At 64.0% G+C, this 21716-nt stretch carries 21 protein-coding genes; 6 read left to right on the top strand and 15 right to left on the bottom strand.

The genetic code is table 11. The annotated features are described in order from the left end of the window. Positions 1-105: 105 nt before the first annotated feature. The 5 genes from QCE88_RS17535 to QCE88_RS17515 form a co-directional block, all read right to left on the bottom strand. The gene (locus tag QCE88_RS17535; protein WP_309904383.1) at positions 106-1029 is read right to left on the bottom strand and encodes an NAD(P)-dependent oxidoreductase; all 924 of its coding nucleotides are present in this window, start codon (positions 1027-1029) and stop codon (positions 106-108) included. Next, the gene (locus QCE88_RS17530; protein ID WP_309904381.1) at positions 1026-2243 is read right to left on the bottom strand and encodes an alpha-hydroxy acid oxidase; all 1218 of its coding nucleotides are present in this window, start codon (positions 2241-2243) and stop codon (positions 1026-1028) included. The genes QCE88_RS17535 and QCE88_RS17530 overlap by 4 nt, the downstream gene beginning before the upstream one ends. A gap of 14 nt (positions 2244-2257) precedes the next feature. After that, positions 2258-3547 (bottom strand): MFS transporter, encoded by a 1290-nt coding sequence (locus QCE88_RS17525; protein ID WP_309904378.1) that lies wholly within the window; start codon positions 3545-3547, stop codon positions 2258-2260. A 71-nt stretch (positions 3548-3618) separates the two neighbouring features. Then, the gene (locus QCE88_RS17520; protein WP_309904376.1) at positions 3619-4542 is read right to left on the bottom strand and encodes a dihydrodipicolinate synthase family protein; all 924 of its coding nucleotides are present in this window, start codon (positions 4540-4542) and stop codon (positions 3619-3621) included. A 33-nt stretch (positions 4543-4575) separates the two neighbouring features. Next, positions 4576-6150, bottom strand: a complete 1575-nt coding sequence (locus QCE88_RS17515; RefSeq protein WP_309904374.1) for an altronate dehydratase family protein — start codon at positions 6148-6150, stop codon at positions 4576-4578. Between the two features lie 153 nt (positions 6151-6303). Between QCE88_RS17515 and QCE88_RS17510 the strand changes: the two genes are divergently transcribed. Next, entirely contained in the window at positions 6304-7197 is an 894-nt protein-coding gene (locus QCE88_RS17510) for a LysR substrate-binding domain-containing protein (protein ID WP_409018158.1), read from the top strand. Positions 7198-7202: 5 nt separating this feature from the next. On the opposite strand, the gene QCE88_RS17505 is transcribed toward QCE88_RS17510, so the two are convergent. Next, positions 7203-8147: a LysR family transcriptional regulator gene (locus QCE88_RS17505; protein ID WP_309904369.1), complete on the bottom strand. Its 945-nt coding sequence runs from the start codon at positions 8145-8147 to the stop codon at positions 7203-7205. A 182-nt stretch (positions 8148-8329) separates the two neighbouring features. Between QCE88_RS17505 and QCE88_RS17500 the strand changes: the two genes are divergently transcribed. Beyond that, the gene (locus tag QCE88_RS17500) at positions 8330-9394 is read left to right on the top strand and encodes an Ldh family oxidoreductase (protein WP_309904367.1); all 1065 of its coding nucleotides are present in this window, start codon (positions 8330-8332) and stop codon (positions 9392-9394) included. 42 nt (positions 9395-9436) lie between these two features. On the opposite strand, the gene QCE88_RS17495 is transcribed toward QCE88_RS17500, so the two are convergent. Together QCE88_RS17495 and QCE88_RS17490 are read right to left on the bottom strand one after the other, a co-directional pair. Continuing rightward, positions 9437-10789 carry an MFS transporter gene (locus tag QCE88_RS17495; RefSeq protein WP_309904365.1) on the bottom strand — a complete coding sequence of 451 codons (1353 nt, stop codon included), beginning with the start codon at positions 10787-10789 and terminating at the stop codon, positions 9437-9439. 202 nt (positions 10790-10991) lie between these two features. After that, on the bottom strand, positions 10992-12125 hold the full coding sequence (locus QCE88_RS17490; RefSeq protein WP_309904363.1) for a CotH kinase family protein: 1134 nt from the start codon (positions 12123-12125) through the stop codon (positions 10992-10994). Positions 12126-12752: 627 nt separating this feature from the next. On the opposite strand from QCE88_RS17490, the gene QCE88_RS17485 reads away from it, so the two are divergent. Then, positions 12753-13244 carry a GNAT family N-acetyltransferase gene (locus QCE88_RS17485; protein ID WP_309904361.1) on the top strand — a complete coding sequence of 164 codons (492 nt, stop codon included), beginning with the start codon at positions 12753-12755 and terminating at the stop codon, positions 13242-13244. Between the two features lie 15 nt (positions 13245-13259). Here the strand turns inward: QCE88_RS17485 and QCE88_RS17480 are convergent, their stop codons facing one another. After that, positions 13260-13709: an Rrf2 family transcriptional regulator gene (locus QCE88_RS17480; protein ID WP_309904358.1), complete on the bottom strand. Its 450-nt coding sequence runs from the start codon at positions 13707-13709 to the stop codon at positions 13260-13262. Between the two features lie 94 nt (positions 13710-13803). Between QCE88_RS17480 and QCE88_RS17475 the strand changes: the two genes are divergently transcribed. Further along, the gene (locus QCE88_RS17475) at positions 13804-14709 is read left to right on the top strand and encodes an NAD(P)/FAD-dependent oxidoreductase (RefSeq protein ID WP_309904357.1); all 906 of its coding nucleotides are present in this window, start codon (positions 13804-13806) and stop codon (positions 14707-14709) included. 15 nt (positions 14710-14724) lie between these two features. On the opposite strand, the gene QCE88_RS17470 is transcribed toward QCE88_RS17475, so the two are convergent. Then, a complete protein-coding gene (locus QCE88_RS17470) occupies positions 14725-15234 on the bottom strand; it encodes an XRE family transcriptional regulator (RefSeq protein ID WP_309906484.1) in 510 nt (169 codons plus the stop codon). Between the two features lie 150 nt (positions 15235-15384). Here QCE88_RS17470 and QCE88_RS17465 point away from each other — a divergent pair, with 150 nt between their 5' ends. Beyond that, positions 15385-16170: an aldolase gene (locus QCE88_RS17465; RefSeq protein WP_309904355.1), complete on the top strand. Its 786-nt coding sequence runs from the start codon at positions 15385-15387 to the stop codon at positions 16168-16170. 53 nt (positions 16171-16223) lie between these two features. Then, positions 16224-17111 carry a dihydrodipicolinate synthase family protein gene (locus QCE88_RS17460; protein WP_309904353.1) on the top strand — a complete coding sequence of 296 codons (888 nt, stop codon included), beginning with the start codon at positions 16224-16226 and terminating at the stop codon, positions 17109-17111. An 8-nt stretch (positions 17112-17119) separates the two neighbouring features. On the opposite strand, the gene QCE88_RS17455 is transcribed toward QCE88_RS17460, so the two are convergent. The 5 genes from QCE88_RS17455 to QCE88_RS17435 form a co-directional block, all read right to left on the bottom strand. Continuing rightward, entirely contained in the window at positions 17120-17272 is a 153-nt protein-coding gene (locus tag QCE88_RS17455) for a hypothetical protein (protein WP_309904351.1), read from the bottom strand. 42 nt (positions 17273-17314) lie between these two features. Further along, on the bottom strand, positions 17315-18682 hold the full coding sequence (locus QCE88_RS17450) for a sensor histidine kinase (protein WP_309904349.1): 1368 nt from the start codon (positions 18680-18682) through the stop codon (positions 17315-17317). Next, positions 18663-19340, bottom strand: a complete 678-nt coding sequence (locus QCE88_RS17445) for a response regulator transcription factor (protein ID WP_309812846.1) — start codon at positions 19338-19340, stop codon at positions 18663-18665. The genes QCE88_RS17450 and QCE88_RS17445 overlap by 20 nt, the downstream gene beginning before the upstream one ends. Next, positions 19337-20644 (bottom strand): MFS transporter, encoded by a 1308-nt coding sequence (locus QCE88_RS17440; protein ID WP_309904347.1) that lies wholly within the window; start codon positions 20642-20644, stop codon positions 19337-19339. The genes QCE88_RS17445 and QCE88_RS17440 overlap by 4 nt, the downstream gene beginning before the upstream one ends. 82 nt (positions 20645-20726) lie before the next feature. After that, positions 20727-21716: a quinone oxidoreductase gene (locus QCE88_RS17435; RefSeq protein WP_309904345.1), complete on the bottom strand. Its 990-nt coding sequence runs from the start codon at positions 21714-21716 to the stop codon at positions 20727-20729.

Below are 21716 nucleotides of genomic sequence, written 5' to 3'. Positions count from 1 at the left end.
GAGGGGTCATGTCGGGCATTGCTAAGCTGCCCACGACGGGATGATGCCTCAAAGCTTGTCTCAAAACAAATGGCGAGACAACCTGTACAACGCGCTCATCACGCCCTACCGCAACCCATTCAGCTCCCGCAACACATCGAACATGCGCGGCACGTAAGCATCCCCATGCCCGAGATTGGTCGCCAGCACATACATCTGCCGCACCGCTTCGGCGATCACCGCCGTCGACGATTGCGCCGACGCAAGCTGCGCATACGAGCGCATATCCTTCGCGGCATTGCGGATGGCGAACTGCTGACCACTATCATCGCCTTCCAGCAGATACGGCACGATACGATCGAAGGTCTTGCTGTGCGCCCCGCTCAGACGGCACACGGCCGCAAATTCATGCAGGTCGAGACCGGCCTTTGCCGCCGTGCCGAACGCTTCCGCGAGAATCGCGCCATTGGCTTGCGCAATGAAGTTATGAACCAGCTTCGCGCAGTAACCCGCGCCATGTGCGCCGAGATGATGCACGGTCTCCGCATACGCGGCCATCAACGGACGCACGCGGTCGAGCACATCCGCCTCCCCGCCGACGAGAACATTCAGCCGCCCTTCGCGCGCTTCCTTCGGCGTGCGGTTCACCGGCGCATCCAGAAACTGCGCGCCTTTCTTCGCGAACGCCTCCGCCGCTTCCTTCGCGAACTCGGGATCGCACGTGCTGCTGTCGATGACGATCAACCCTTCATGCGCGCCCGCAAGCAGACCGTCCTCACGAAATACGACGTCGCGCACTTGCGGCGTGCCGGTTACGCAAATGATCACGACATCGGCATTGCGCGCAAGCTCGGCCGCGCTATCGCTTTCGGTTGCGCCTTGAGCGACGAGCGCATCGATCGCCGTGCGGCTGCGATGCGCGAGCGCCGACAGCATGAACCCCTTGCCAAGCACCTGGGCCGCAATGGCGCTGCCCATCAGTCCCAATCCCACCATGCCGACGCGCTCGATACGCGCGGCCGGTGTCGCTTCTTGTCCGGTCAGGTTCATTGCAACTCCATTTCATGTGCCTGTTCGAGCGCCGCTGCACGCAGGCTCCATTTCACATACTGCCGATCCAGCGCGCCGACGCTGCCGCAGCCCAGCAACCCGACAACGCGATCGACTTCCGTCATCAGGATCTCGATGGCGCGATCCACGCCCGCACGGCCGCCAGCCGCCAGTCCGTAGGTGGTCGCGCGGCCAACGAGCACCGCGTCCGCGCCGTACGCCATGGCCTTGACGATATCGCCGCCGCGCCGGAAGCCGCCGTCGAGCATCACGGCGAGGCGCCCTTTCACTGCATCGACGACGTCGGGCAACACGTCCATGGCGGAGACAGCGCCGTCGAGCTGGCGCCCGCCATGATTCGACAGCACGATGCCATCCGCGCCCAGCGACGCCGCGCGCACCGCATCGTCCGGATGCAACAGCCCTTTCACGATGAGCCGCCCCGGCCAGCGATCACGCAGCCAGCGAATGTCCTCCCACGACAACGAAGGGTCCAGTTCCTTCGCCAGCGCCGAAGCCGCACCGCGCACGCTGTCCTGCCCCGGCGGCAGCAGATCGCCTAGATTGGCGAAGCGCGGCATGCCGTGCGGCCAAAGCACGTCCATCATCCAGCGCGGATGCGCAAGTACATCGAGCGTGTTGCGCAGGTCGAGCTTCAGCGGCCGCGCATAGTTGCGCAGATCCCATTCGCGCTTGCCATAGATCGCGCTGTCGGTTGTCACCACGAGCGCTTCGACGCCCGCGTGATGCGCGCGCTCCGCAAGCTTCGCCACGAAGTCACGCGTGCGATACATGTAGACCTGCATCCACACGCGCCCGCCCGCGCGCTCGATCACACGTTCGAGCGGCACCGTCGATGCATTGCTCAAGATGAACGGAATGCCCGCCGCAGCCGCCGCGCTCGCAAGCGCGATATCGCCTTCGTGTGACAACAGGCCGCTGAACCCCGTCGGCGCGATCATGAAGGGCGCCGCGCTGCGCTTCCCGAACAGGTCGATGCCGATGTCGCGCTTCGAGACATCCACGAGCGAGCGCGGCCTGAACGCGATCTCCGCGAACACGTCGCGATTGCGCCGCAACGTGGCTTCCTCTTCCGCGCCGCCTTCCACATATTCGAAGCAGAAGTTCGGCACGCGCTGCGCCGCCATCGCGCGCAAATCCTCGATGCTGTGCGCGCGGCGCGGGTCGTTTCCGGCATAAAGACGACGCTGCATGTTCTCGTCTGTCCTCACACCGGCAGCTTCTTCTGATAGTCGATCGCCAGCACCACGAGCATCTGGAACACCGCGACGGCGACGAAGAACATCAACGCGAGGAAGTACGAACCCGTCGTCTGCACGATATAGCCGATGAAGATCGGCACGAAGATGCCCGCGATATTGCCGACAAAATTCATAATGCCATTCAGCGTACCGGTGCGCGCACGGGTCGCGAGCATCGCGGGCGTCGCCCAGTTGCAGCCGCCGCACCAGCGCAGGAAGAACAGCGCGACGCTCAGCAGGCTGACCACGGCGAACGGTGAGCGCACGTTGGCGACGCCGAGCATGGACACGGCCACCGCGAACGCGCCGACCATCATCATGCTGCGATACACCAGATTGGAGCTGCCGCCTGCCGCTTTCCACTTGTCCGCGAGCGATCCGGCGATCACTTCGCCGACAAAGCCCGCGAAGAAGATGATGAAGGTCGCGCCGCCAAGCGACTTCAGGTCGAAGCCGTGCGCCTTGTAGAGATAGGTCGGCAGCCAGGTCATCAGCCCGAAGAAGATCAGGTTCGTGCACGTATGGCTCGCGCACATGCCCCACACCGAACGGAACGTGAAGAAGCGCAGCATCGAGCCGCCTGCCGCGGTCTTCGGCTCGCGTGCGTCCTCTTCAGCGTGCGCGCGTTCGATATAGTCGATTTCCGCTTGACTGATGGACGGATGCTCGCGCGGCGTATTGCGGATGTACCACCACGCCCAGATGCCGCACAGAATCGTACCGACACCCGCCACGACGAACGCCGCGCGCCACGAACCGAACCACGTCATCAGCGCGGCGACCACCACCGCGCCCACGCCCGAGCCGAGCGCACTGCCTGCATCGACGATGGATGCGCCACGCGTCTTCTCGTTCTGCGTGAGCCAGAGCGCGTTGAGCTTGCCGCCGCCCGGATAGATCGGGGCTTCCGTGATGCCGAGACCCAGACGCGTCAACAGCAGCGGGAACCAGCCCGTGCAGAGGGCGCCGAGCGCCTGGAACGCGCCCCAGCCGATGGTCGCCGCTGCGATCAGCGCGCGCGGCTTGAGGCGGTCGGCGAGCATGCCCGAAGGCACCTGCATGAACAGATACGTCCAGAAGAACGAGCTGAGAATGAGGCCTTGCCGCTCGGGCGAGAGATCGAATTCCGTGGCGATGGCCGGCATCGCGACGGACAGCGCCGCGCGATCGATATAGTTGATCGACACGAGCAGCAGCAGAAGAAGAAAGATCTTCCATCGCACGCTCGTCATTCGGGCGGTTTGTACACCGGACATGTCCATGTCCTGTCTCCTGTTTGTTTTTGTAAAGTAAGGCGTAGTGGTGTGCCCCTACGGGCGAGAGACGGTCAACGGCCCCAGCGCAGCACGATCGGATCCAGACGGCGCGCGACTTCGAGCAGGCCTTCACGAATCTTCGGATGCACGGGTGCGAGCGGATGACGCACGGCATCCGAGCCGATGACGCCGCCTTCCTTCATCAGGATCTTGCAGGCAGCCAGCCCGCATTGGCGGTTTTCGTAATTGATGAGCGGGAGCCATTGCTGATAGAGCGCGGCCGCCGTTTCGCGATCGCCGCGGAAATGCGCATCGACGATCTTGCGAATGCCGTCCGGATAACCGCCGCCGGTCATGGAGCCGGTCGCACCGGCATCGAGATCGGGCATCAGCGTGATGGCTTCCTCGCCGTCCCACGGACCGATCACGCTGTCGCCGCCCAGTTCGATAAGCTCGCGGAGCTTCGCCGCGGCCTGCGCGGTCTCGATCTTGAAGTACGACACGTGCTCGATTTCACGCGCCATGCGTGCAAGAAACGGCGCGGACAATGGCGTGCCCGCGACGGGCGCATCCTGGATCATGATCGGAATGCGAATGGCGCTCGACACCTTGCTGAAGAAGTCGTAGATGCCCTTCTCGGTCACGCGGATCGTCGCGCCATGATACGGCGGCATGATCATCACCATCGACGCGCCCGCGTCTTCAGCGGCGCGGCTGCGTTGCGCGCAGACTTCGCTGCTGAAGTGCGTCGTCGTGACGATGACCGGCACGCGGCCCGCAACGTGTTCAAGCACTGCGTGCATGACGGCGTCGCGTTCAGCGTCGGTCAGGGCGAACTGCTCGGAGAAGTTCGCGAGAATGCACAGGCCGTTCGAACCCGCATCGATCATGAAGTCGATGCAGCGCTTCTGGCCTTCGAGGTCGAGTGCGCCTGCGTCGTTGAAGATTGTCGGGACGACCGGAAAGACGCCGCGATAGTGGCTATCGTTTGACATGCTGTTGACGTGTAAGAGTGAAGTGAAAAGCGCTTACGTGATCGCGCCGATTTGCCAGGGCACGAATTCGTTCTGCCCATAGCCGTGAATCTCGCTGCGCGTGCGCTTGCCGGAAGCAGCGTCGAGCATCATCTGGAACAGTTCTGCGCCCATCTGTTCGATGCTCTTCTCGCCGCTCAGAATCGGACCGCAGTTCAGGTCGATGTCTTCCGCCTGGCGGTTCCACAGCGCGTCGTTGGTGGCGATCTTGAGCGAGGGCGTCGGCGCGCAGCCGTATGCCGAGCCGCGCCCCGTCGTGAAGCAGATCAGGTTGGCGCCGCCCGCTACCTGTCCTGTCGCGGAGATCGGGTCGTAGCCCGGCGTATCCATGAATACGAGGCCTTTCGCATCGACGCGTTCGGCGTATTCATACACTTCGACGAGATTCGACTCGCCCGCTTTCGCAATGCCGCCGAGGGACTTTTCGAGCACCGTCGTCAGGCCGCCCGCCTTGTTGCCCGCCGAAGGATTGTTGTTCATCGCCGCGCGGTTGCGCGCGCAATAGTCTTCCCACCAGTGAATGCGCGCGACCAGCTTCTCGCCCACTTCGCGACTCACCGCGCGGCGCGTCAGCAGATGTTCCGCGCCGTAGATCTCGGGCGTCTCCGAGAGTATGGCCGTGCCGCCGTTCGCGACCAGCAGATCGACTGCCGCGCCCAGCGCCGGGTTGCCCGAGATGCCCGAGTAACCATCCGAGCCGCCGCATTGCAGCCCGACGACGAGATGCGACGCCGGCACCGGTTGACGCTTTACGCGATTCGCCACCGCCAGCATCGCCTGCACGCGCTCGATGCCGTGCGCGATCGTCTTCGCCGTGCCGCCCGTCTCCTGGATATTGAAGGTCTGCAACGAAGGCGCCTCAACGAGCCCCTGCGTCTCCAGGAGGCGCGCAATCTGGTTCGTCTCGCAGCCCAGCCCGATCACGAGCACGCCCGCGAAGTTCGGATGCACCGCGTAACCGCCGAGCGTGCGCTGCAAGAGCGCGAGCCCTTCGCCTTCCGGGTCCACCGCGCAGCCCACGCCGTGCGTGAGCGCCACGACGCCGTCGACGTTCGGGAAGGCCGCGAGCGCATCAGGATGCGTGTCGCGGCGGAAGTGATCGGCGATGGCCCGCGCTACCGTCGCGGAGCAGTTCACCGAGGTCAAGATGCCGATGTAGTTGCGCGTGGCGATGCGGCCATCTTCGCGCACGATACCGTCGAAGGTCGCAGGCGCAGCGGCGCGAGGCGTCGGGCGGGCGTCGGCGCAGAAAGCGTAATCGCGATCGAATTCGCCCATCGCGAGGTTATGGATATGAACGTGTTCGCCCGCCTCGATTGCGCGGCTCGCAAAGCCGATGATCTGGCCATAGCGCTTTACCGCCTCGCCCGCCGCGATGCTGCGCGTTGCCACCTTGTGGCCCGGCGGAATCAGTCCGGATACGGCGATGTTCTCGGCAGGAAGACGGGTGCCGCCAATGAGCTGTTCCCGGGCGATGACGACGTCGTCATCACGATGCAGGCGGATGGCAAGGGGGCGTGCAGCGGCTTCAGTGATCGCGCCGCTGGAAGATGCGTGGGTATCGTGCATTGAGCTGGCCCGTCTGGCGGGTCTCTGGTGATTGTCTCCGGGGCTCAATATACGGGCGCGGTTCGGCACCTGTATATTGAATTGTTTCCATCCCCCGATCACTTTTTCTACTCGCCGATGAAGACCGTCCAAATGCTGCTGTCGAGGTTGCGCATGAAGCAACTGCAACTCTTGATCGCGCTCGACGATCACAAGTCGCTGCACAAGGCGGCCGTCGTGCTGTCCATCACGCAATCGGCGGCAAGCAAGGCGCTGCATGAACTCGAAACCATGCTCGATGCGGCGCTCTTCGAACGCTCCGCCTCCGGCATGATTCCGAACGCGTACGGCCGGCGCGTGATCGACTATGCCAGGCTGCTGACCACGGACCTGACGCAGCTGTGCCACGACCTTACCGATATCAAGGCGGGGCGCGGCGGACGGCTTTCCATCGGCGCGATCATGGGTGCAATACCGGCGCACGTCGTGCCGGCACTCGATGCGCTGCACGCGGAACGGCCGGACGTGACAATTGAAATCGTCGAGGACACGAGCGCGCGCATGTTGACGCAACTCGACGAAGGACGGCTCGATCTGGTCATCGGACGCTCGGCGGTCAGCGCGCAACCGGCGAAATACCGCTATGTGAAGCTCGCCGACGAGCCCTTGTCGGTCGTGGTGGGCTACCGGTCAGCGCCCCGTTCGCGCAAGGCGCTCGACATGCACGACCTCGCGCATTGCCGATGGGTCACCTACCCGAGCAAGATGCCGCTGCGCGAACTGCTGGAGCGCGAGATGGATCTGGCCGGCATCGACATGCCGCCGAATACGGTCTCGACCGCCTCCACGTTCGTCACGGTCGCGCTGCTCAATCAGGGACGCGATCTCGCGTCACTCCTGCCTACCGATATCGCCGGGATGTTCGCGCGCCACAAGATGCTGAGCATCCTGCCGATTGCGCTGCGTTCGCCGTCGCAGACCTTCGGCATTGTCACGCGGCGCGGCAGCGTGCTTTCGCCGATTGCGGCGCGGCTCATCGAGTTGCTGAAGGAAGGCGTGCGGGATTGAGCGAACTAGCACTGCGCCGCGATGCCCAGCACGATGGCCACGAATTCCTCCGCCGCCTGAGAGCTGGTTTCTTCCTTTCGCGTCAACACGCTGTAGTTCGACATCGTGCGTCGTATCGGCACGTCGAGATAGCCCAGCAGCCCGTGCTTCACATACTTGTCCATCGCCGCCTGGGGTTGAAGGGAGATCATGTCGGTGGCTTGCAGCAGTTCCAGCGTCGAGAAGATCGACGGCGTTTCCACGATGCCCACCGGCGGCAGCAAGCCCGTTGCCGCGAATGTCTCTTCGAACAGCAGCCGCATGGCGGTGCCTTGCGGGTAGAGAATCCACGGCCATTCGCCCAGATCGGCAATCTCCATACGCCGCCGCTTCAGCAACGGATGATGCCGCCCGACCACCACGCGCGCCGGCTCGGCCAGCAGATCGACTACATGGAAAAGCGCCTGATGGCGCGGCTCGGTCGGCCGCCCGATCATGACGTCGAGCCGCCTTTCCTCGAGCCATGTCGCGAGTTGATCGCTGCTCTGCTCGACCAGCCTGATGATGAGTCTCGGCCGCCTGCGCTGAATCTCCTTGATCGCAGCCGTCACGAGTTGAGCGGCGGACGCCGGAATGAAGCCCACCGTGAGATGACCATAGCCGCCGTTCTTCAGCGTCGCAAACTCGTTCGAGAACTTGCCGAGATTGGACAGCGTCGTGGTGGCATAGCGCACCGAGAGCAAACCAAGATCGGTAGGACGCATCTCGCGCGGCAGCCGGTCGAACAGCGGCGCGCCGAACAGCGCCTCCAGATCACCGAGGATCTTGGTCGCGGCCGGCTGGGTGATATGCATCTGCTCGGCCGCGATGCGCAGATTGCGCGTGCGTCCGAGCAGTTCCAGCAACTGGAGATGCCTGAAGCGCAGCTTGGGCAGCACTTGCGCAGCGGACAGCATGGATTCTTGCGGCATAAGATAAGGGTAAAACCTAGGGAGAGGAACGCCGACTCATAACCAGATGGAATTGATTTTACGCAATTCGCGATTGGACCTTTATCGAAAGGCCAAAGGACAATCCAGACCGGCTTCCCGCAATCAATCCGAGCGGCAGTCTCCGAACAATCGCTTCAATCACTCTCACGGACACACTCAAGATGAATGCACGAGTCCGATATCGCGCCGATGCCTTGCAGGACTTCGCACGGCGTCTGCTCGTCAAGGCCGGAATGGACGAGGTCAAGGCGCAAGCGGTCGCGCATACGCTGCTGGATGGCGACCTGATGGGACACGACACGCATGGTCTCGCCTTGCTGCCGGGCTATGTCGGCGAAATCGAGCGCGGCACGATGACCTGCTCCGGCGAACCCGAGGTCATATCGGAACGCGGCGCCAGCCTGCTATGGGATGGCCGGCGTCTTCCCGGCCCCTGGCTGGTGCTGAGCGGGATCGATGCACTGGTGCCGAAGGCGCGCGAACACGGCAGCGCGACGCTGGTGATCCGGCGCAGCCATCACATCGCGTGCCTGGCAAGTTATCTGGAGAAGGCCACGGCCGAAGGCTTCCTGATCGTGCTCAGCAGTTCCGATCCGGCCGTGCAAAGTGTCGCCCCTCACGGCGGCACGCGCGCGGTCTTCACGCCCAATCCGATTGCGGCGGGCATTCCCACTTCCGGCACGCCGTTCCTGATCGACATCTCGGCATCGACCGTGACGAACGGCATGACCGCGCGCCAGCACAAGGCCGGGCAAGTCTTCGAGGAGGCATGTTTTCTCGATGCCGAAGGGCATCCGAGCGGCGATCCGGGCGTACTGTCCGCCGATCCGCCCGGCTCCATCCTCCCGGTCGGCGGCATGACGTACGGACACAAGGGCTTTGGGCTCGCGCTGCTGATCGAGGCAATGACGGGGGGTCTGGCAGGTCACGGCCGGGCCGATCCCGCCGATGGCTGGGGCGCCACCGTCTTCCTGTCGCTGTATGATCCGGCGGCGTTCGGTGGCCCCGCCGCGTTCGCGCGGCAGATGGACTGGATTGGCGAAGCGTGCCGGGATAACCCGCCACGCCCGGGCACGGCGAGCGTGCGCATGCCGGGCGATCGTGGGCTTGCCCTCAAGCGCGAACAACTGCGCGGCGGGGTGGCATTGCATCCGACCATCGCACCGGCGCTTTCAGCCTGTGCGCAGCGCTACGACATTCGGCTTCCGGAAGTCGTTTCCGAGTAAAGGCCAAGCGAGAGCCCAGGGCTCTCGCTTGTTGCTCTCACGTTATGCGTTCTGGCTGAGCGCGGCCGGAGGAATCGGTCCGCGAACCAGCACCCAGTAGCCGATGACAGCAACCGCCGCCACGCCTGCGCCGACGAACAACGCGGGCTGGAACGAGTGCGACTGCTGCACGATGAAGCCCGTGACCACGGGCGCCAGCGCGCCGCCGAAGTAGCCGCCGAAGTTCTGCATGGCGCCGATGGACGCGGTGCAGTTGGCGGGCGCCGCCACCGATGCCGTCGCCCAGGCCGCGCTGCTCGACACGTACAGCAGCAACATCGAGATCGAGATGTAGACCACCGCCAGCGTCGCGTTGTGCGTGAGACCGGTCAGGACCGTGAACACCGCGACGCCGACCAGCGAAGCCGCCATCGGGTACTTGCGGCTGTTGATTGCGGAGACGCCCCGGCGCGCGAGCACGTCGCAGATCTTCCCGCCGGACAGACTGCCCACCACGCCGAACAGATAAGGCACCGCCGCGACCCATCCGGATTTGGAGATGGTCAGGTGAAACTCCATTTGCAGGTAAGTCGGCAGCCACGCGTTGTACAGCCACAGCACGTAGATGGTGCCGAAGAACCCGAGCAGCATGCCCCATGTGGTGCTGAACTCGAACAGGCGGCGCCAGTCGCTCCAGGTCGGACGCGTCTGGGATTCCCCTTCGACGTCGGTCAGATAGGCGCGCTCGCTATGGGTCAGGTCCACTTGTCGCGGATCGCGGTGCACGAGATAGAAGCACAGCGCCACCACGAGACCGGCGATCCCCATGATGCCGAACATCCAGCGCCATCCCACGGTCAGCATGACCACGGTGAGGAGCGGCGCGGAGATCGCCGTGCCGAGCGTCGATGAGCTGTTCCAGATGCCGGTCGCGGCGCCGCGCTCCTTCTTGCCGAACCAGTCGCGCACGACCTTGGCGCTCGTCGGAAACTGCGGCGCCTCGCCGACGCCGAGCACCATGCGCGCAGCGAAGAACTGTCCGAAGCTGGTCACGACCCCGCCGAACGCCTGCGCCACTGACCACGTCGCCAGACTGACCGCCAGCATGACGCGCGCGCCGAAGCGATCGACCAGTGCGCCTGCCGGCAATTGTGCAAACGCATAGGCCCACAGAAACGCTGAAAGCAGCAAGCCCATTTCAGCAACGGACAATCCCAAATCCTGGCGAATCAGCGGATTGGCGATGGACAGCGTGGCGCGATCGATGTAATTGATGACCCCGCTCAGCAGCAGCAGCGCCAGCGCGGTACGTTGAATGCGCTTTATCCGGGGTGAGGCCTGATCGCCGGAAGCGAGGTGATGGACGCCGCCGGCGTCCGACTCCGGCACGCGCGGCGCCGTGGAGGATTGCTCCATGGGAAAGTCTCCTGGATGTTTTGTTCTAATCGGCGAGGCCGTTTTATCGATCCGCACGCGCGCATTGCGGCATTGGACTGACGCACAATAGGTCCGCGACCGTTAGAAATCCAATCAATATTCCTCGCGAAGCAATTCCATTTGTTTATCGCGATCTAGGGGCAAACCCGAGCGCGCCTGCCGCTCGGGTCCGCATGCCATGTCAAAGATTCTCGTCCAGCCAGGTCGTGCGTTGCTGGAGCCAGTTCTTCACGTAGTCGATCTCGCCTTGATAAGAACCCGTCACGACCGGATTCGGCCACACTGATTGGTCGAGAATAGGCCAGCGCTGGAAGTTGCGCGGCTCGCCTCCGCTCGATACCAGCGCAGCCGCGCTCGTGTCGAAATACGCGGGCAAGGTATCGATCTGCGCGGCCTTCGTTTCCACCCATTTGGCCCGCACGCGCGTCTCGAAGGTGGGATCCACACTCTTCATGCGCGAGATCCACTTGTTGTCCGCGATCCACCAGCCGAGTGGATATTGCGCGCCCGAATAATTGACGTTGCCGGCGCCGATATCGAAATCCCAGAGCGGACCATATTTCAACTTGCCGCCCACATCCTTGTAGAGATAAATGCTCGCATAGCCTTGCGCATCCTGGTTCTTGAACAGCTCATTCACGAGATACCAGTTGATCACCGAGGCGACGTCGAAGTACTTTTCATAGCCGGAAGCGGAATCCGAGAACAACGCATCCTCCGCGGCCTGCACGTACTGCCTGATGTACGCCGCCTGTGCATCCGACGCAGGCGACGGTGTATCGATGCAAAGCGGCACGCCATGCGTCGTGGTCCAGCACGAGTCGCCATCCAGACGCTCGTTGATCTCCAGAATGAAGCCGGTGTTCTCGGGGGCTACGGTGTCATCGGTGTCGGCGATGTTGACGCGGTTCTTGTCCACGCGCACCGATTCAACCAGATCGTAGACACCCAGGTATTCGCCGTTCAGCGTCACTTCGACAGGCAGATCGCGCGGCGTCCAGTCCATGCCGAGTCGCTTGCCCAGCTCGAAGGCGGCGCGATTGCGCAACAAGGTCTTGTCGGAGTAGTTCGCCAGCAGCACCCAGTTCTTGTCCTTGGGCAAGCCGAGCAAACCAGCCTTCTCATCGAGCTTGATCTTGTACGGCTTCTTCGGCATGTCCCATGTGCTGTGTCCGCGTCCGCGAATCGTTGCCCTTCCCGAATAAGTGATGTTGCTGTCGGTCTGCGCGATGCTGAGCGTCGCGCCTACGTAATTGACCTTGTCGGTAATGGGTGCGCCGCCGTCCGTCGTGATGCTTACTTTCGCAGGCAGCAAGGTGTTGCCGATAGCGGCCGGAGCGGACGCGGCGTTATCTGCGGTGGCCGGAGCGGATGCGCCGTTATCGGCGGTGGCAGGGACGGATGCGCCAGGATCGGCGGCTGCCGGCGTCGAAGCGCCGTTATCGGCGGGCGGTGCCGATGATCCGGAGCCGTTCGCCTGCTGGTTATCCGGCGCAGTGCTTCCGCCTTGAGCCGGTACCGATGCTTCGGGCGTTTCGCTCGCTGAAGTCGTCGGTGATCCGCTTGCGCTGGTTGCGGGTGTGGACGAACCATCGCTGCCGCCTCCGCCCCCGCACGCTGCGAGAAGAACCGACAAGAGCATTGAAGTAGCTGTTGCCGCCAATCGATGATTGCGCGCTTTGGTCTGTGTGTCCGGTAACATTTCCAGCATCATTATTCAAACCGTCCTTGTTATTGAAAGCAATGAGATGACAAAAGATCGCCTCAATTGCACGCTGATGACAGTTTGATGACTATAAAGAAACGTTCGGATTGTTACTGCGAGGTTACTGAACTATTACATTCTCATCGTGATTTACCGGTACTCGATCCTGGGGCTTTAAAGGAGGAAAGAGTTACAAGTGATACGTTGCGAATGCTCTTCCTATATCCCCATTCGCCTATGAACACACCTTCCTTCCGCCAGGCCACGCCAACCGACATCGATCGCTGTTATGAAATAGAAACCTCCGCCTATGAAGGCGACGAAGCCGCGACGCGCGAGAAAATCGCCACGCGCATCGGGCAGTATCCACAGGGGTTCATCGTCATGGAACAGGATGGACGCGTCATCGGCTTCATCAATGGCGGCTGTGCCCATGATGTCGTCATGTCCGATGAGGCATTCAAGGAACTGATCGGCCACGATCCCGCCGCGCCGAACGTGGTAATCATGTCCGTGGTGATCGACCCGGCATGCCAGGGACACGGCCATGCCTCGCTGATGATGCGCACGTTCGTTGCACACATGACCGCGATGGGAAAAAAGACGATCCATCTCATGTGCAAGGACCGTCACGTCGCGCTATACGAAAGACTGGGCTATCGCTATGTCAGGCCGTCGAGTTCGGATCACGGCGGCATGGCGTGGCATGAAATGGTGATGACGCTTTGAACGCACACCAGGAAGCTATGACCGCTTGCGAGAAGCCTTCCCGCGCAACACAGGAAGCTTGACGCCGCGCATCAGCATTGCAAGCGTGAGCTTTTCGAATCTTGCGAGCATGACCGCCTCCGCGTCGCGCAAGGTGGCCGAGAGATGCGCATTCACGGCCTGCTCGACCAGACATTCCGGATGGTCTTCGGAAACCAGATCGGAGAAAAGAGGCGGCTCGCCCACCGCCCGATACACGTCCAGCAGCGTGATCTTTTCGAGCGGTTGCGCCAGCGCCCATCCTCCGCCGTGTCCCTTCTCCGATGCAACCAGACCGCTATCACGCAGCCCGCCGAACAGGCGTCTGACGACCACCGCATTCGTGCCGAGCATTTCACCGAGTGCTTCGGAGGTCAACGGACCCTCCGCCTGTTTCAGGTGAATCAATGCATGCAGGACGCGTGACAGGCGGCTATCGGTTCTCATGTCGAAAAGATCATCTCAAGAAACTTCAGGAGTTGCGTGAAAGTGTAGCATGCCGCTATCATGAAACTCGTCAAGTTACTTGAGAGGACAGAAGATGGAAACGCACTTCGACGTGATCGTGATCGGTGGAAGCTTTGCGGGACTCTCGGCGGCGATGCAGCTGGCGCGAGCGCGACGGCGCGTCCTCGTGCTGGACGGAGGACGGCCGCGTAACCGCTTCGCGCCGCATTCGCATGGCTTCTTCGGACAGGATGGCAGAACGCCGGCCGACATCATCCACGACGCAACGGCACAGTTGCTGGCCTATCCGATTGCGCAGCTTGCGATGAGCGAAGCCCTCACCGCCGACCGCGAGGCCGGCCGTTTCGTGGTGACACGAGCGGATGGCGCGGTGTCGAGCGCGGACCGTCTGATCCTGGCCACGGGTGTTCGCGACGAACTGCCTGCCCTACCGGGACTCGAAGCACGCTGGGGGAAATCGGTGCTGCATTGCCCGTATTGCCACGGATACGAAGTCGCGGACAAGCGGCTGGGTGTGCTCGCGACGCATCCGCTTTCGATTCACCAGGCGATGCTGATTCCCGACTGGGGGCCTACGACATGGTTCACGCAAGGCATCGTCGAACCGACGTCTGACGAGGCGGCATTGCTTGCCGCACGCCATGTGCGGATAGAACGGTCGCGCGTGGTCGAGGTGCTGGGCAATGCGCCGGACATGACAGGACTGCGTCTCGCCGATGGCCGCGTCGTCGGGATCGACGCGCTCTTCGCGGCCCCTCGAACGCATCAGGCAAGCCCGCTCGCGCAGCAACTCGGATGCGCGCTGAAGGAAGGCGCGCTGGGGCCGTTTGTTGCCGTCGACGATGCGAAGCAGACGAGCGTTCCGGGCGTCTTCGCCGCAGGCGATGCAGCCACGGAGTGGGCCAACGCGACGTTCGCCTCGGCGGCCGGCGTGGCGGCGGGCGTCGCCGCGCATCGATCGCTCATCTTCGGGGTGTAGGTCGCAGGCGGACCCTTAAAGATCGGTGGCCACGATCAGCAGCACTTCGGCCACCGCCGCACCCACCGAGCGAATCCGGTGCGGAATCTGCGCATTGAAGTAAATGGAGTCGCCCGTCGCGAGCTCGACCTTGTGCGTGGCGAACTCCATCTCTATCTTGCCGCGATGCACGAAGAGGAACTCCTCGCCTTCGTGCTCCTTGAACTCCGTCACGGCGAAGTCCTTCGACGGCCGGATCACGAACGGCAGCATCCGCTTGTGACCCGCGCGCGCGGCGAGCACTTCATATGCGGACCCGGCGTTTGCATCGGCCTTGCCCATCGGCACGCGGTCCGACACACGCACGACGGTGATGGCTTCGTCGGCGGGTGCATCGTCGAACAATTGATCCACTTCGACATGCAGCGCCTTCGCGAGCTTCAGCGCCACCGCCACCGACGGCACGCTCAACCCACGCTCCACCTTCGACAGATAGCTCTTGGTCAGCTCCGTCTGGTCGGCCAGGTCTTGCAGACTCAGGTTCATCTGTCTGCGCAGGATCTTCAAGCGAAACACGGACACGCAAAAAATCCTCGGAATACGGGTTGCAAATGACACGATGTGTCATATACTACACCATGAGTCATACGCGACACCGTGTCGCGACTTCAAGTCCGTATGCTACCCGAGGAATCCATGACTGCTCCCAACACCTTGGGCCTCTCGAAGGCCGAGCTGGTGTCCCGCTCGCACGAGCGGCTGAACACCTTGAGCGAAGGCACCTGGTCCGTTCGCGAAAAGCTGGCGCTGACGTGCCGCATCCTGTTCGACGGCGGCCACGACTCCGGCCTCGCCGGACAGATCACCGCGCGCGCCGAAGCTCCCGGAACCTATTTCACGCAGCCGCTGGGGCAGGGTTTCGACGAGATCACCGCGTCGAATCTGCTGCTCGTCGACCAGGACCTCAACACCCTGGACGGCGCCGGCATTCCGAATCCGGCCAATCGCTTTCACACGTGGGTCTATCGTGCGCGGCCGGATGTGAATTGCATCATCCATACGCATCCGCTGTACGTTGCCGCGCTGTCGATGCTCGAAGTGCCCTTGCAGGTGTCGCACATGGACATGTGCCCGCTTTACGAAGATTGCGCGTTTCTCAAGGACTGGCCCGGCGTGCCCGTGGGCAACGAGGAAGGCGAAATCATCTCGGCTGCGCTGGGCGCGAAGCGCGCGGTGCTGCTGTCGCATCACGGCATGCTCGTGACCGGCAAGACCGTCGAGGAAGCCTGCGGACTCGCGCTGTTGATGGAGCGCGCGGCACGCCTGCAACTCGCGGCCATGGCGGCGGGCGAGATCAAGCCCATTCCCGCCGAACTCGGCCGCGAAGCGCATGACTGGATCAGCACGCCCAAACGCGATGCCGTCACGTTCGCCTACTACGCCCGCCGCGCGCTGCGCACGCACGGCGACGCACTCGACTGACGCCGCCTCCACTCGGGCAGGCACGTCAACATTCACTTCAAGAGGAAATCAGCATGGCATCGACGTTGTTCAAGGGCATCATTGCCTATCCGGTCACGCCCTTCTCCGAGCGGGACGGCGCGCTCGATATCCCCGCGCTCGAACAGGGCATCGAGCGTCTCATCAAGGACGGCGTCCATGCGATCGCGCCGCTCGGCAGCACCGGCGAAAGTGCGTATCTCAGCGACGCCGAGTGGGACGCAGCCGCCGATAGCTCGCTGCGCGCGGTGAACAAGCGCGTGCCGGTGGTCGTGGGCATTTCGGATCTCACCACGGCGAACGCCGTGCGGCGCGCGCGCTTTGCCGAGCGTGCGGGCGCGGATGCGGTGATGGTCCTGCCCATCTCCTACTGGAAGCTCAACGAGCAGGAGATCTTCGATCACTACGCGGCCATCGCCGGTGCGATCAGTCTGCCGATCATGGTGTACAACAACCCGGCGACGAGCGGCATCGACCTGACGCCGCAGATCATCATGCGGCTGGTGCGCGAGATCGACAACGTGACGATGGTGAAGGAAAGCACCGGAGACATTCAGCGCATGCACGCGTTGTATCGCGCGTCGAACGGTGAACTGCCGTTCTACAACGGCAGCAATCCACTGGCGCTGGAAGCCTTGTGCGCGGGTGCGGCGGGCTGGTGCACGGCCGCGCCGAACCTGATTCCGCAACTCACGCTCGACTTGTACGAGGCGGTTGCGAACGGCGCACTCGATAAGGCCCGCAAGGTGTTCTACAAGCAACTGCCGGTGCTGGAGTTCATTCTCAAGGGCGGCCTGCCGACGACGATCAAGGCGGGTCTGAGAACCCAGGGCTTCGATGCGGGCATTCCGCGCGCGCCGCTCAAGGCCTTGTCCGAAGCCGAGACACAACGCCTCGCGGCGCTGCTTCGGGACATCGGCTGACGAGTCGATCAACGCGGCGTCGAACCCGACGCCGTGCCCGCGGCATGCATGTCAGGCCCGCCCTGCCTGCGTGCCAGCAAGAGCGTGATGATCGCGGACAACACGAGCGTCGCCGCCACCACATAGAGTCCCGCCGCATGCCCGCCCGTCATCTTGTTCATTCGGCCCGGCGCTCGCGCGTTTCCGGCGGCGGACGCGGCTAGTCACCCCCGCAGGATGACCGTGAACTTCGCGCCCCGCTCAGGCGAGGCCTCGCCGATCTCGATCGTCCCGCCATGCGCGCGCACGATTTCCCGCGCGATCGCAAGCCCGAGTCCGCTGCCCTCTTCCTCCGACGCCCGGAAAAACGGCTCGAACACCCGCTCGCGCAAGGCCACTGGAATGCCGGGGCCTTCATCGAGCACGCAAACCTGAACCGCTTCGTCCACGCGCCGCGCCTCGACCGTGACGCGCGTGCCGTCGGGCGAATAGCGGATCGCGTTATCGACGAGATTCGACAGCGCCGCCGACAGCAACGGCTCGCTGCCTTTGACGACGAGCGCGGCGTCCTCGAAGGACACGGCCAGTTCTATTTCACGGCGGCTCGCCGCCAGCGCCAGCTTCTCCACCGCGCGCGCGATGACTTCCTTCAGATCGACGGATTCACGCTCGAAACGGGTGTAATCGGCCGACTCGGCCTGCGCCAGCATCAGCAACTGGTTGATGAGCGCGACCATCGCGCGATTGCTGTGATGCATGGCCGCGAGCGTCTCGCGCACTTCGTCGAGATTATGCTGACGGCGCGCGTACTGAAGCTGCGAGCCGAGCAGCGTGAGCGGCGTGCGAATCTGATGCGCGGCGTCGGCGATGAAGCGCCGCTGCGTCGCGCTCTGCTGTTCGATAACGTCGAGCGATGTATTGAAGGCCGCGACCAGCGGCTGCAACTCGGCGTGCAGATCGGTGGCGTCGATACGGTTGCGGCCCTGCCGGGGATGCGCGGTGAGCGCGGCGGCGAGCCGTTCGAGCGGCCGCAGTTCCAGCGCGAGACCGGCGCAGATCAGCGCCATCGCCACGGCGATGCTGCCAAGGATATAGGCGAGCTGCGGCTTCCACAGCGAGGCGACGAGCGCGTCGCGCGCCGCCTGCGTGCGTCCCACGGAGACGAGCACGTCGACGGTGCGGCCCGCGTCGAACATCGGCCGCGTCAGCGACACGGCGCGCACCGGCAGTCCGGCCACGCGCGCGTCGTACCACTGCGGCAGGCCGGCGCGCGGCAGGCCCGGAAAGTCGGACGTGCCCGCGATCACCGCGCCGCCCGCAATCTGCACGCGATAGAACACCTGATCGCCCTGCGGCGTGCCGACGATCTGGATCGTGCTCGGCGACACCGATGCCACCAGGTCGTCGCCGCTCCAGCGCACATCGGCGGCGAGCACGCGGGCGGCGGCCAGCAGCGCCGCGTCCTGCAGAAGGTCGGCGGTGCGGCGCGCGTTCGCATGCGTGACCCAGGCCGCGATCAGGCCGAAGGCCGTCATCGGCACGATGAGCCAGAGCAGCAGCCGCGTGCGCAGGCTACGCGTGCGGCTCTTCATGTTCCAGCAGATAGCCGAGCCCGCGCAGCGTGATGATCGCCGCCGTGCTCTTCTCGATCTTCTTCCTGAGCCGCGAAATATAGATTTCGATGGCGTCGCCGCTCGGCGGCGCATCGCGGTCGTCCACCGCTTCCGCCAGCACGGCCTTCGATACCGTGCGCCCCGCCTGCAGGATCAACGCTTCGAGCACCGCGTGCTCGCGCGGCGTGAGCGAGAGCGCGTCGTCGTCCACGAAGAACTGGCGGCGGTCCATGTCGTACAGCAGCGTGCCGCAGCGCAGGCGGTTCGAACGCACCGGCGCGTGACGCCGCGCCAGCGCCTTGATGCGCGCAACCAGTTCGCGGTCGTCAAAGGGCTTGACGACGTAGTCATCCGCGCCGTCGCTCAGGCAGATGACCTTCTCGCCGATATCGCCGGTCGCCGTCAGCACCAGCACGGGCGTGTCGTTGGCGCCGTCGCGCATGCGCCGCAGCACCGCCTTGCCCGACATTCCCGGCAGATTGAGGTCCAGCAGCACGACGTCGTAGCGCGTGCCGGCGAGCGACGCCTCGGCCGCTTCGCCGTCCGGCGCATGCTCGACGAGAAAGCCCTCGTCGGTCAGGGTTCTCGCGAGCCAGTGCGCCAGTTGATGATTGTCTTCGATCAGCAGCAGTTTCATTGCTCGGTCACGCCATGCCACCTGTAGCCATTGCGGGCCTCGCGCGAGCGATACAGCACCAGTGTCGCCACCGCGCCGCACACGGCCGCCACGGCCATCCACGCGCCGGGTGCGGCCTTGTCGCCGGTGAAGTGAATCAGCGAGGTCGAGATGGCCGGTGTGAAACCGCCCACCAGCGTGGCGAGGCTATAGGCCATCGAGAAACCGGTCGTGCGCACGTGCGCGGGCATCAGCTCGGTGAGCGCGACCACCATCGCACCGTTGTACCACGCATACAGCACCGAGAGCCACAGTTCCACCGCCAGCAGGCGCTCGAACGAAGGCGCCGCGACCAGCCATTGCATCGCCGGATAGGCCGTGAGGATGGTCAGCACGGTAAAGAGCAGCAGGATGGGACGGCGCCCGAAACGGTCTGACATTGCGCCCGACACCGGCAGCCAGATCAGGTTCGAGACGCCCACGCACACGGTGACGATGAGCGAATCCATCGACGACAGATGCAGCACGTTCTTGCCGAAGGTCGGCGTGTAGGTGGTGATCAGGTAGAACGACGCCGTGGTCATGATCACCAGCCCCATGCCGCCGAGAATCAGCCCGGCGTTCTGCACCATCGACTTCATGATCTCGCGCATCGACGGATGATGCTTGCGGGCCGCGAATTCATCGGTCTCGCGCAGCGTGCGGCGGATCAGGAACAGGAACGGCACGATCAGGCAGCCGATCAGGAACGGAATGCGCCAGCCCCAGGCGTTGACGTCGGCGGGGGGCAGGGTCTGGTTGAGCAGCACGCCGAGCGATGCCGCGAAGATCACCGCGACCTGCTGGCTGCCCGACTGCCACGAGCAGAAGAAGCCGCGCCGTCCGGGTGTCGCGATCTCGGCGAGATACACCGAGACGCCGCCCAGTTCCACGCCCGCCGAGAAGCCTTGCAGCAGGCGCCCGAACAAGACGACCACCGGCGCCGCGATGCCGATGGCCGCATAGCCCGGCACGAGCGCCACGCACGCGGTGCCGACGGCCATCAGCCAGAGCGACAGGATCAGGCCTTTGCGGCGTCCGTGCCGGTCCACGTAGGCGCCGAGCACGAGCGCACCGATCGGCCGCATCACGAAGCCCGCGCCGAACACCGAGAGCGCGAGCAGCAGCGAGACGAATTCGTTCTCGGCGGGAAAGAAGGTATGCGCGATGGCGCTCGCGTAATAGGCGTAGACGGTGAAGTCGTACATCTCCAGGAAGTTGCCGCTGACCACGCGAAACACGGAGCGGAACGGCGATTCGGAGCGATTCGGAATATCGGTTTTCATCAGCATCCTCGGATAGCGAAAGGACGAGTTGGAGCACCGGCGACGCCTGGGCGTCGTCGGAAGAATTGGGAAGTGTTGAAGCCTAGGCGATGGCCATCACGGCCTTGCCGGACTGACGCCGTTCTTCGAGCGCCGCATGCGCCTGCTCGACGTCGTCCAGCGTGTAGCGGCCATTGATCTCCACACGCAGCGCGCCCTGCTGGATGGCGGCGAAGACATCGTCGGCGCGGCGCTGCACGGTGGCGGCATCGGCGAGATGGTCGGCCAGGCGCGGACGCGTCAGGAACAGCGAACCCGCCTCGCCGAGTTCATAAGGATCGAGATCGCGCATCGGACCCGTCACCGAGCCGTAGTTCACGACCAGACCGCGCACGCGCGTCGCACGGAAGCTGTCGCGCAAGGTCGTCTTGCCGACGGCATCGAACACTACGTCGACGCCGCGTCCATCGGTCAGTTTGCGCACCCGGTCCGCGAAGCCGCCGTTCTCGTAGAGCAGCACGTGATCGGCGCCGCGTTCGTGGGCGATGGCGGCCTTGTCGGCGGTGCTGGTGGTCGCGAACACCTGCACGCCGCGCCGCTTCGCCAGTTGCACGAGCAACTGTCCGATGCCGCCGGACGCCGCATGCACGAGACAGGTCATGCCGGCTTCGAGTTGCGCGACATCGTCGAGCAGATAGTGCGCGGTGGAACCCTGGAAGATCGCGGCGGCGGCCACGTCGTAGGCGATGCCGTCCGGCAGGCGCGCGAGGCGTGCTGCCGGAATCACCGCGTAGTCCGCATACGCGCCCCACGCGATGCACCACGCCACGCGGTCGCCCGGACAGCACGACGCGACGCCCGCGCCGCATTCGACCACTTCGCCCGCGCCTTCCATGCCGAGCGTACACGGCAGGCGCACGGGATACGTGCGTGAATCGCGATACTTGCCCTGGCGCGTATGGACGTCCATGAAGTTGATGCCCGCCGCGACGACGCGCACCAGCACTTCACCCGGCCCCGGCTTCGGCACCTCGATCTCGACGCGCCGCAGAACCTCCGGGCCGCCGTATTCGTGAATCTGAATCGCTCGCAT

It is taken from the genome of Caballeronia sp. LZ035, assembly GCF_031451175.1.
Taxonomy (GTDB): Bacteria; Pseudomonadota; Gammaproteobacteria; order Burkholderiales; family Burkholderiaceae; genus Caballeronia.
The sequence above is the reverse complement of the archived record's forward strand: the minus strand, read 5'-3'. Positions and strand labels throughout refer to the sequence as shown.

What these genes read in the sequence shown, in the direction of transcription:
- QCE88_RS17475 (WP_309904357.1), top strand. Translation starts at nt 13,804, where the DNA reads ATGGAAACGCACTTCGACGTGATCGTGATCGGTGGAAGCTTTGCGGGA.
- QCE88_RS17465 (WP_309904355.1), top strand. Translation starts at nt 15,385, where the DNA reads ATGACTGCTCCCAACACCTTGGGCCTCTCGAAGGCCGAGCTGGTGTCC.
- QCE88_RS17480 (WP_309904358.1), bottom strand. Translation starts at nt 13,709, where the DNA reads ATGAGAACCGATAGCCGCCTGTCACGCGTCCTGCATGCATTGATTCAC.
- QCE88_RS17530 (WP_309904381.1), bottom strand. Translation starts at nt 2,243, where the DNA reads ATGCAGCGTCGTCTTTATGCCGGAAACGACCCGCGCCGCGCGCACAGC.
- QCE88_RS17450 (WP_309904349.1), bottom strand. Translation starts at nt 18,682, where the DNA reads ATGAAGAGCCGCACGCGTAGCCTGCGCACGCGGCTGCTGCTCTGGCTC.
- QCE88_RS17495 (WP_309904365.1), bottom strand. Translation starts at nt 10,789, where the DNA reads ATGGAGCAATCCTCCACGGCGCCGCGCGTGCCGGAGTCGGACGCCGGC.
- QCE88_RS17455 (WP_309904351.1), bottom strand. Translation starts at nt 17,272, where the DNA reads ATGAACAAGATGACGGGCGGGCATGCGGCGGGACTCTATGTGGTGGCG.
- QCE88_RS17525 (WP_309904378.1), bottom strand. Translation starts at nt 3,547, where the DNA reads ATGTCCGGTGTACAAACCGCCCGAATGACGAGCGTGCGATGGAAGATC.
- QCE88_RS17440 (WP_309904347.1), bottom strand. Translation starts at nt 20,644, where the DNA reads ATGAAAACCGATATTCCGAATCGCTCCGAATCGCCGTTCCGCTCCGTG.
- QCE88_RS17500 (WP_309904367.1), top strand. Translation starts at nt 8,330, where the DNA reads ATGAATGCACGAGTCCGATATCGCGCCGATGCCTTGCAGGACTTCGCA.
- QCE88_RS17515 (WP_309904374.1), bottom strand. Translation starts at nt 6,150, where the DNA reads ATGCACGATACCCACGCATCTTCCAGCGGCGCGATCACTGAAGCCGCT.
- QCE88_RS17470 (WP_309906484.1), bottom strand. Translation starts at nt 15,234, where the DNA reads ATGAACCTGAGTCTGCAAGACCTGGCCGACCAGACGGAGCTGACCAAG.
- QCE88_RS17485 (WP_309904361.1), top strand. Translation starts at nt 12,753, where the DNA reads ATGAACACACCTTCCTTCCGCCAGGCCACGCCAACCGACATCGATCGC.
- QCE88_RS17445 (WP_309812846.1), bottom strand. Translation starts at nt 19,340, where the DNA reads ATGAAACTGCTGCTGATCGAAGACAATCATCAACTGGCGCACTGGCTC.
- QCE88_RS17435 (WP_309904345.1), bottom strand. Translation starts at nt 21,716, where the DNA reads ATGCGAGCGATTCAGATTCACGAATACGGCGGCCCGGAGGTTCTGCGG.
- QCE88_RS17460 (WP_309904353.1), top strand. Translation starts at nt 16,224, where the DNA reads ATGGCATCGACGTTGTTCAAGGGCATCATTGCCTATCCGGTCACGCCC.
- QCE88_RS17505 (WP_309904369.1), bottom strand. Translation starts at nt 8,147, where the DNA reads ATGCCGCAAGAATCCATGCTGTCCGCTGCGCAAGTGCTGCCCAAGCTG.
- QCE88_RS17510 (WP_409018158.1), top strand. Translation starts at nt 6,304, where the DNA reads ATGAAGCAACTGCAACTCTTGATCGCGCTCGACGATCACAAGTCGCTG.
- QCE88_RS17520 (WP_309904376.1), bottom strand. Translation starts at nt 4,542, where the DNA reads ATGTCAAACGATAGCCACTATCGCGGCGTCTTTCCGGTCGTCCCGACA.
- QCE88_RS17535 (WP_309904383.1), bottom strand. Translation starts at nt 1,029, where the DNA reads ATGAACCTGACCGGACAAGAAGCGACACCGGCCGCGCGTATCGAGCGC.